We start from the raw sequence: 8,859 nt of genomic DNA on the forward strand, positions 1-8,859 counted from the left end.
ATGCCTAACAAGCTGTTCAAGCGGGACAAATAACAGTTGGCTGGTTCCGCTTCGCTTCACATTTTAGCCAACTACGATTTGCCCCTTAACAGGGCGTTATATTGCTATATGGAAGTATCAATTATCTCAATACTAAATAAGTTAACATCCATTAATTTTATTTTGGCTAAGTGGTTTTATGGTTAGTTTTTGCTTTCAATACCTGTTTCTTGGATACTTCACAACTATATAATCACGGACTGTGTTAATGGCGCCCTAAAATATGGTGGGTGTACATACAATGGTGTTGATGTATCTTATGCAGTAACTTTATTCTCTTGGGGTTGTATTTTATTATTTGCCGCAGGTTCCATTTTTATAGTGGCATTTAAAGTTTTCGAAATAATAACCTCGCAATATAACAAGCTGTTCAAGCGGGACTGCTAAAGTTTGGCTCGGTTTCGCTTCGCTACACATTTTAGCCAAACATTATCAGCCCCTTAACAGGGCGTTAGGGCTATATGAAATATCTGAGTTTAATTGCACTATTATTTACTTTTTCTTCCTATGGAATTGGTCCAAAACAATTCGATATTAAAGATTTTTTTTCGGATGCAAAATTCATAGGTACTGGAGTTGTAATTTCAGGTTTTTCTTTGCCTAAAAGCTCTCTAGAAAATTCTTGTGGGGCAACCTTTGAAGTCTTGGTTGTAACACCTATTTTGGGAGCAAAAAAAGGTGAAATCGTTAAATTACATCATATTATGGATAATCGTTTTTCATCTCTTGAAATTGGAAGTAAATATTTTATTTATGCAGAAGATAAATCTACTCATAAATTAATAAACTTAGGTGATGAAATTGATATATCTCTAAATGATCCCAGACCTAAATCATGTCACTCTAAAACAACTGATTTATATATTTATCGTGAGTTTACTCAAAAAATAAATAGTGAAAGTGGTTACAGTTGGATAGGTGATTTTAATATTGATAGTTGGATGGGGTTGCAGCAAATAAAACAAGCTAAAACATTGCCTTGGGTCTATTCTGGCTTTAAAGATGATAAGTATGGTATGTTCACAGAATCTTGGAAGTATGGGTTTGGTAAAGATAATGTCTTCGGTGGTGCTCCACAGCTTGAGCCTATTATAGAGTTGTTTAAACAGCAAGCGGCAAAATAGCCCTAACAAGTTACTCAAACGGACGCTAAACAGTTGGCTAGCTTCGTTCCTCGCCATTTTAGCCAACATTTCTCGCCCCTTAACGAGGCGTTATATGCTTAAGGGATAGCATGAGTAGTCAGCAGGATATTTGCGTTAAATTTGGAACAGAATTTTCACCATGCGGCGATTCGGAAAAACTAGGGTTAGCTATTGAAACTATCGGTAAGTTACCTATAAACGGTTTAAGACAAGTAGCGGAAAATGGTACTTGTGGCTGGTATATATGGTGTGGGGAAGAATGGAGTGACGAACCTGATTTTTTTAAGCCTTTACATGTGAGTCATATTAAAGATTACATCCCACAAATAGAAAAGTATTTGGCTTTACCTGAAGGGTTTAGATTCTTAGTTGCTGGTGACTATGAAGATGTATGGCAAGACAAAGGTTTAATCGGCATATAACAAGCAATTCAAGCGGGACTTTTTACAGTTTGCCTGGTTTCGCTTCGCTACACATTTTGGCAAACTATAAAAAGCCCCTTAATATGGGCGTTAGGTATACAGGGAAGGTTTGGTGCATAAATCAATATATACAGTCGTAGGTGCAGCCAGTGTATGGATTTTTTTCATTTACCTTGCATATATTTCACTTTATATTCAATCTCCTATCACTGAATTACTTATCGATTCTGCTGTATTTCCAGTCAAGGTCAGTGTTTACTCGGTTACATATTTCACTGACTTCTTGAGTGTGTTAATTTTTCTTTTAGCCATGCTTTATAGTTTGAGTTTTATTTGCAAAACTAGTGTTCAAAGCATTGCTGTATATTTTGTTTTGGGCTTTGTTCTAGGTTGTCTTATTTTGCCATATGAATTAACTATTACTGTTTCAGCAATTATTCAAATTATTACGGCAATTTTAGTTGGAGCCTACTTTTACAAGGCTTCAGCAAAGTATACCTAACAAGAAATTAAACAAGGACAAAAAACAGTTGGTTTTTGCTCCTGCGTCGCATATTTTAACCAACTATTTTTTGCCTGTTAATTGGGCGTTATGTGGCAAGGGTTATCGCTAACTATGATTTCAAAACTAAAACAGGAGTTGGCTGAATGGATGGTAGAAGGCTACATCGAAGGCGAGTTAACTTTAGAGCCTGAATGGTATGTTCTTTGGCAGCCTGACGAGTTAGAAGAAATAAATCAAGATTATCAACTTTGTGAGTTTGCTCCTGAGTTTATTACTTTTGGTGGTAATGGTGGTGGTGAACTTTTAGTGATAAACGATAAAGAGGAAGTGTTCTATATTCCAACTATCGGTATGTCTCCTAAAGCGGCAATTAAGATTGCAAATAACTTAAAAACATTTAAACAATCAATGTTAAAGTAAAGCCACATAACAAGTTACTCAAACGGACGCTAAACAGTTGGCTAGCTTCGTTCCTCGCAATTTTAGCCAACAATTTATCGCCGCTTAGTAAGGCGTTATATGCACAAGGAGGTTTCGGTGGAAGAGTTAGCCGAAGGAGCACTAAAAACTATTCTTAGGTTGATCCGTTTTATCCTCATAGAAGCTATTTGTGAGTTTCTTATCTATTGGGTTGGTCGCATATTTTTGTTAGTTATCACATTAGGTAATTACCCACGCGGCAAGCAAGCTGAAGAACATGAAGGTCGCATCATTTGCACAGGGATAGTGGTCATCATATTAAGTATTGTTCTAATCAGCATATATGTGTAAATTGGCATATAACAAGCTAATTAATAAGGACAAAAAACAGTTGGCTGTTTTCGTTCCTCAACATTTTAGCCAACAATTTTTTGCCCATTATTAGGGCGTTAGGCATATTTAAATTGTCTGGAGTATAAATGAAGTTTAGACGGGCTACAGTTGACGATATTACTACAATGGCCGAAATAAGGATTTCAGTTGTTGAAAATGTGTTATCTGATCCAAGCTTAATTACACAAAAAATGTATGAAGATTACCTTGATAAGTTAGGTAGAGGATGGGTCTGTGAATTAGATAATAGAATTATCGGATTTTCATATGCTGAAAAAAGCAATAATTCAATCTGGGCACTTTTTGTATTACCCGAGTTTGAAGGTGTCGGTGCAGGTAAAGGCTTGATTCAACTTGCTACTCAATGGTTATTTGAATTAGGTGCCGAAAAAGTTACTCTTAGTACCGAAGCGAATACAAGAGCAGATAACTTTTATAAAGCACAAGGTTGGATTAGAGGGGAAATGAAAGATGAGTACGAAGTAACATACTCTTTATTGTGCTCACATATGCCTAACAAGCCAATTAAGCGGGACTTTTAACTGTTGGCTAGGTTTCGCTCCGCTTCACATTTTAGCCAACTATTTAAAAGCCCCTTATTGGGGCGTTAGCTAGCAAAAAAAGGTTTGTACGATATTCCAAACTCTATCCCAAAATCAGAACGAGTCTTCAATATAATATGGGGGCTAGGATTATTGTGTTATGCCATTTACGGATACCAAAGCGGTGAGTTGTATTTTCCTGGTAAAAGCTCATCTGATGGAACTACATTTACAGGCGTTACATTAAATTTAATAGTTTCAGCGATGCTTTTTGGAGCACTAAGTTTATTTGTCGTGGTGCTTGATCATTATGATAAACGTAACAACGAGCATAAATATAAGTTTGTTAATCGCTTATTTACGGGAATTGGAATTTTATTAATTGTTATAGCTTTTATTATGGAGTTTAATAATAGCATTATTTATCAGGTTGTTGGCTAAATTGCTAGCTAACAAGTTGTTCAAGCGGGACTGCTAAAGTTTGGCTCGGTTTCGCTTCGCTCCACATTTTAGCCAAACATTATCAGCCCCTTAACAGGGCGTTATGCGTCAACCGCGAATTCGGTTAAATTTGTTGTTTTCGGTTGGCACTTAACAAAGGCTAGGGGGCTTGTTGCCGATTCATTGTTTTGGTAGTTTAAGTGCCAATAGCGCTGTTTCAGCTTTTGGCTCAACAGTTTTTCGCCAAGTTAGGTTTGGTGGCAAAAGTTACTTTATTTAAGTGGCTCAAAATTCATGGTTTGGTGTGTCGCACTGCGTAGGTGTTCTTGTTTTCTACGGTCGGGCTGCCACGAAATATTATATAAATGGCGTTGTTTGTGGTAACCGCAACCAGCGCATAACAAGGCGCTCAATGGGACGTTTAAAGTTTGGCTCGTTTCGCTGCGCTCACAATTTTAGCCAAACAGTAAACGCCTATTAGCTTGGCGTTAGCAGTATTGGAGTGTTTACAACCTTGAATCAAAATCACGCTAGACCATTATTTAGATTGTTGTTCGGAGTATTGGCTTGCTTCTTTTGGTATTTCCTTTATTTTGTAGGCTCTACTTTTACTTCTATTGGCGAAGGTGATTGGTTTTTCTTAATCGTATCGTTTGCCATTTGTGTATTTCTAATTTGGGGTGGCTTCCTATCAACATTTGTTGCTTTTAAAGGTAGATTGCCAATTAGAACTAAGCAGTAAATACTGCTAACAAGGCGTTCAAACGGACAAAAAACAGTTGGCTGTTTTCACTCCGTTCAACATTTTAGCCAACAATTTTTTGCCGCTTAACGTGGCGTTATATGGCTAGCATTTTCGAGTAAATAGATATGATAGATGGAATAATTACCTTAATTATAAGTGTTTGGGTCTTAATGGCAGTGTTAGGTGCAAAACCTTTCCATAATCAGCAAGCTAGCTTTTTACGCATATTCTCCAAAAAGGTTTGGTTAGTATGTTTTTCTATAGTTTTGACTTTTTCTATATTTGAAATTATTAATGCTTAGTAAGAATAAAACCGGTAGTTTAAAGCCATATAACAAGTCATTCAAAAGGACAAAAAACAGTTGGCTTTTTGTTCACTACGTTCACTTATTTTAGCCAACAATTTTTTGCCTGTTAATTAGGCGTTATATGCTTTAAAGAATTGCGTATTAGAGCAAAAGATTTTTACGTAGTGTTTTTCGCTAAAACTGTTTAGTGTATGCACTAATAAACTTTGTTATTTAACCCTTTTTCAAAGGCAACAAAGTTATTAATTTAGTTCGGCCAGTTGTGCTTAACGCTCAAAAGTTTACGGTTGGTCGTTCTATAACGGGTGCTTTTAAATTCGTGTAGCACTTGTTTTAACTTGCGCTGCATATAACAAGCAATTCAAGCGGGACTTTTTAAAGTTTGCCTGGTTTCGCTGCGCTACACATTTTGGCAAACTATTAAAAAGCCCCTTAATATGGGCGTTATGCGTCAGTCGCGAATTCGGTTAAATTTATTGTTTTCGTTTGGTGTTTTTCAAAGATTATTGTACTTGTTGCCAATTCTTTATCTTGGTAATGTGTGTGCTAAGTTTTCTGTGTCAGCTTTTGGCTCAGCAGTTTTTCGCCAAAGTAATTTTGGTGGTAATAGTCGCTTTAGTTTAGTGGCTCAAAATTCATGGTTTGTTGTGTCGCGCTGCGTAGGTGTTCTTGTTTTCTACGGTCGGGCTGCCACAAAATCTTATATAAATGGCGTTGTTTGTGGTCATCACAACCAGCGCATAACAAGGCGCTCAATGGGACGTTTAAAGTTTGGCTCGTTTCGCTGCGCTCACAATTTTAGCCAAACAGTAAACGCCTATTAGCTTGGCGTTATGTGTACAAGGAAGGTTGAGCATTGGAAAACATACCTGAATATCCAATAAGCGTTGTTTATGCTGATAACACTGAAAGTGTTGTACTAGCTAATGATATGGAGGTTATGACCCACCTCGAATGGTTTGATTCTGAAGATTCCGAATATTGTGCACAAGTAATAGATGCAAAAAATAAAGCTGTTTGTCTTAAGGTTGAGGCACTAGAAATTATAGTGCTAAAGTACACATAACAAGCTGTTCAAGCGGGACTGCTAAAGTTTGGCTCGGTTCCGCTTCGCTACACATTTTAGCCAAACATTATCAGCCCCTTAACAGGGCGTTATATGCCAAAATCGACATGAAGCTTTCATATCAAATATTGATGTTTCTTACCTTACTAAGCGTAACTATTTTCTCTGCGTTCTATTTGGGTTATATCCCAAAAATGGAATCAGGTATAGGAAATGGTGGTTCATTTCTAGCTGCACTATTTTTGGTGTTTGGGGTACTTGGAGTTTTAACTACAACAATTTTAGGCACACTCGCTTTTGCAATCGCATTTGTTTTTGATGACAAGCTACCTAGCACTAAAGCATACCATTGGGGTATACCATTATTCTTCTGCATACCAGGGTATAGTGTTTATTTATACTTTACAATTGGTTAGGTATTGGCATATAACAAGCCAATCAAGCGGGACTGATAATGCTTGGCTCAGTTTCGCTTCGCTACACATTTTAGCCAAGCATTATCAGCCCCTTATTGGGGCGTTATATGCTTCAAAGAATTACGCCTTAGAGCAAGAGATTTTTACGTAGTGTTTTTCGCTAAAACTGTTTAGTGTATGCACTAATAAACTTTGTTATTTAACCCTTTTTCAAAGGCAACAAAGTTATTAATTTAGTTCGGCCAGTTGTGCTTAACGCTCAAAAGTTCACGGTTGGTCGTTTTATAACGGGTGCCTTTAAATTCGTGTAGTGTTTGTTTTAAATTGCGCTGCATATAACAAGCAATTCAAGCGGGACTTTTTATAGTTTGCCTGGTTTCGCTGCGCTACACATTTTGGCAAACTATAAAAAGCCCCTTAATTGGGCGTTATGGAGATATCCAGGGATATGAGTCACATCAGAGTTTTGTGTTTAATATTTAGTTTTTTCATTGTAGAAGTAAGTGCTTTTGACCGAATAAAAAATGAGGCCGAAATTCTAAAATATCTTGAAATAGAAAGTATTACAAAGGCCGCTATAGAGCAATATCGTAACGAGGCAGTTCGTTTGTATCCCTCAATTTCGTCTGAAAATGTAGATAGAAAATTTTCTGATGTGTTCAAGCTTGGACGTGAACAAATATTTAATGCTTACAAGCAGTCGCTGTCTGCATTTACAGACGAAGAATTATCAGAACTAATTAAATTTTATAAAACTGATTTTGGAAAATGGTATCTCAACAATTTTCAAAAATTTAATCACAAAGCGATAGAAAATATGAATCATGCCTCAAAGAAGTTAAATGATGCATATATTCAACGAATTCAGGAGCTACAATCTCCATAACAAGCTGTTCAAGCGGGACAAATAACAGTTGGCTTTTGCTAGTTCCTCGCTTATTTTAGCCAACTACAATTTGCCCCTTAACAGGGCGTTAGGTTTTACAGGAAGTTTCGAGAATATGTCTAAGTTTGGAAGAAGTATAAGAATATTTTTAGCTGATGGTAGTCCTACTGGATTACGCCATGTAGAAATAGCTAACTGGTCTGGTCAAGCTTTAGCTTGTCCACGAAGTCGATTTTCGGAGTTAGGGAAATGGGAAGAATCTAAACGACCTGGCGTATATTTTTTATTTGAGAATTCTGCGGGTGATAACAATGTTGCATACATAGGAGAATCTGAAGATGTATTTAAAAGGCTAGCAGATCACGACCGTAAAAAAGAATTTTGGAATGAGGTAATCATCTTTACAAGTAAAGATGAAAACTTAACGAAAGGTCATATCAAATATCTAGAGGCAAGGCTAGTAGAAATCAGTAAGTCAGCCGATAGATATGACTTAGAAAACAGTAATACACCCACTAAATCTAATCTTCCTCGCGCTGATGCTGCTGCAATGGAAGAATTTGTTGATAATATTCGTATCGTTTTAGGTAGCTTAAGCCACAGAATTTTAGAGTCTGTTTCTTCAGGCGCTGTTCAAACTATTGTAGAGCCAAAAGAAGATTCCCTAATAAATTATGAATTTAGTTTTAAGGTAAATAAAGTCACTGCACAAGGCAGAGTTACAGATGACGGTTTTTTACTTTTACAAGGTTCGCAAATCGCACATAAATCTTCACCGAGTATGCCGGGTAAAAATTTACTTATCAAAGAGCAGATGATCTCTGATGGTCTTCTAGAAGATAAAGGTAGTTTTTACCTATTGCTCAAAGACAAACTAATGAGTTCATCTTCTTATGCTGCTGCATTAGTTGCAGGCAACAGTCGTAGTGGTCCACAAAGTTGGAAAACTCCTGAAGGTGAATACTTAAAAGTAATCGAAGAACGGTTGGTAAGTAAAACCTAACAAGAAAATCAATTGGACAAAAAACAGTTGGCTTCCGCTCATTCTTCGCGATTATAGCCAAACTATTTTTTGCCCATTATTTAGGCGTTATGTGTATAGGGTAATCAATGAACTCTGAGCAATTCATCGGGCTACTCAAAGAAGAAGTCGATGACCTTCAATCTTACTATTCACAAGGTAAATCTGGTGAAACCTATATCGGAACTCAAATTGAAGCTTTACCTTGTTCAGAAGATACTAAGGCTAAAGTTTTAGATTTAGTGAACGAAGCTGTAAAAGAAAACCTATATGTTCTGTTAAGTGCATTAGAGGGAAGTTCAGCTCTAGCAGGTGTGCAACAGAGATATAAAATACTTGATGAAAACGATAAATTAGTTAGTGGCGAGTTAGACTCAGAATATTACATGCAAGTGTTAGAAAACGAGTAATAATACACATAACAAGTCGTTAAAGCAGGACAAATAACAGTTGGCTTTTGCTCCTGCGTCGCTTATTTTAGCCAACATATTATTTGCCTCTTAACGAGGC

General features: G+C 36.8%; 13 protein-coding genes. All 13 read left to right on the forward strand.

The window, feature by feature from the left end:
- Positions 1–500 precede the first annotated feature (500 nt).
- On the forward strand, positions 501–1,163 hold the full coding sequence (locus AC27HL_RS19300) for a hypothetical protein (RefSeq protein ID WP_487082685.1): 663 nt from the start codon (positions 501–503) through the stop codon (positions 1,161–1,163).
- 110 nt (positions 1,164–1,273) lie between these two features.
- The gene (locus tag AC27HL_RS19305; RefSeq protein ID WP_487082686.1) at positions 1,274–1,606 is read left to right on the forward strand and encodes an immunity protein Imm33 domain-containing protein; all 333 of its coding nucleotides are present in this window, start codon (positions 1,274–1,276) and stop codon (positions 1,604–1,606) included.
- 112 nt (positions 1,607–1,718) lie between these two features.
- Complete coding sequence (locus tag AC27HL_RS19310; protein WP_487082687.1) at positions 1,719–2,108, forward strand: hypothetical protein; 390 nt, start codon at positions 1,719–1,721, stop codon at positions 2,106–2,108.
- Between the two features lie 114 nt (positions 2,109–2,222).
- Positions 2,223–2,531 (forward strand): hypothetical protein, encoded by a 309-nt coding sequence (locus tag AC27HL_RS19315; protein ID WP_487082688.1) that lies wholly within the window; start codon positions 2,223–2,225, stop codon positions 2,529–2,531.
- A 117-nt stretch (positions 2,532–2,648) separates the two neighbouring features.
- Entirely contained in the window at positions 2,649–2,882 is a 234-nt protein-coding gene (locus AC27HL_RS19320; protein WP_487082689.1) for a hypothetical protein, read from the forward strand.
- Positions 2,883–3,010: 128 nt separating this feature from the next.
- Complete coding sequence (locus tag AC27HL_RS19325; protein WP_487082690.1) at positions 3,011–3,466, forward strand: GNAT family N-acetyltransferase; 456 nt, start codon at positions 3,011–3,013, stop codon at positions 3,464–3,466.
- A gap of 84 nt (positions 3,467–3,550) precedes the next feature.
- Entirely contained in the window at positions 3,551–3,907 is a 357-nt protein-coding gene (locus AC27HL_RS19330) for a hypothetical protein (protein ID WP_487082691.1), read from the forward strand.
- Between the two features lie 1,565 nt (positions 3,908–5,472).
- Positions 5,473–5,784, forward strand: coding sequence for a hypothetical protein (locus tag AC27HL_RS19335; RefSeq protein ID WP_487082692.1), 312 nt, complete (start codon positions 5,473–5,475; stop codon positions 5,782–5,784).
- Between the two features lie 32 nt (positions 5,785–5,816).
- On the forward strand, positions 5,817–6,026 hold the full coding sequence (locus AC27HL_RS19340) for a hypothetical protein (protein ID WP_487082693.1): 210 nt from the start codon (positions 5,817–5,819) through the stop codon (positions 6,024–6,026).
- Positions 6,027–6,133: 107 nt separating this feature from the next.
- Positions 6,134–6,442, forward strand: a complete 309-nt coding sequence (locus tag AC27HL_RS19345) for a hypothetical protein (RefSeq protein WP_487082694.1) — start codon at positions 6,134–6,136, stop codon at positions 6,440–6,442.
- Between the two features lie 448 nt (positions 6,443–6,890).
- On the forward strand, positions 6,891–7,328 hold the full coding sequence (locus tag AC27HL_RS19350; protein WP_487082695.1) for a DUF2059 domain-containing protein: 438 nt from the start codon (positions 6,891–6,893) through the stop codon (positions 7,326–7,328).
- 115 nt (positions 7,329–7,443) lie between these two features.
- Positions 7,444–8,331 carry a GIY-YIG nuclease family protein gene (locus tag AC27HL_RS19355; RefSeq protein WP_487082696.1) on the forward strand — a complete coding sequence of 296 codons (888 nt, stop codon included), beginning with the start codon at positions 7,444–7,446 and terminating at the stop codon, positions 8,329–8,331.
- 107 nt (positions 8,332–8,438) lie between these two features.
- Positions 8,439–8,759 carry a hypothetical protein gene (locus tag AC27HL_RS19360; protein WP_487082697.1) on the forward strand — a complete coding sequence of 107 codons (321 nt, stop codon included), beginning with the start codon at positions 8,439–8,441 and terminating at the stop codon, positions 8,757–8,759.
- Positions 8,760–8,859 lie beyond the last annotated feature (100 nt).

The sequence above is a fragment of the Colwellia aquaemaris genome (assembly GCF_057548755.1).

Coding starts and splice junctions, on each gene's coding strand:
- AC27HL_RS19355 (WP_487082696.1), top strand. CDS start 7,444: ATGTCTAAGTTTGGAAGAAGTATAAGAATATTTTTAGCTGATGGTAGT.
- AC27HL_RS19350 (WP_487082695.1), top strand. CDS start 6,891: ATGAGTCACATCAGAGTTTTGTGTTTAATATTTAGTTTTTTCATTGTA.
- AC27HL_RS19305 (WP_487082686.1), top strand. CDS start 1,274: ATGAGTAGTCAGCAGGATATTTGCGTTAAATTTGGAACAGAATTTTCA.
- AC27HL_RS19315 (WP_487082688.1), top strand. CDS start 2,223: ATGATTTCAAAACTAAAACAGGAGTTGGCTGAATGGATGGTAGAAGGC.
- AC27HL_RS19325 (WP_487082690.1), top strand. CDS start 3,011: ATGAAGTTTAGACGGGCTACAGTTGACGATATTACTACAATGGCCGAA.
- AC27HL_RS19360 (WP_487082697.1), top strand. CDS start 8,439: ATGAACTCTGAGCAATTCATCGGGCTACTCAAAGAAGAAGTCGATGAC.
- AC27HL_RS19345 (WP_487082694.1), top strand. CDS start 6,134: ATGAAGCTTTCATATCAAATATTGATGTTTCTTACCTTACTAAGCGTA.
- AC27HL_RS19300 (WP_487082685.1), top strand. CDS start 501: ATGAAATATCTGAGTTTAATTGCACTATTATTTACTTTTTCTTCCTAT.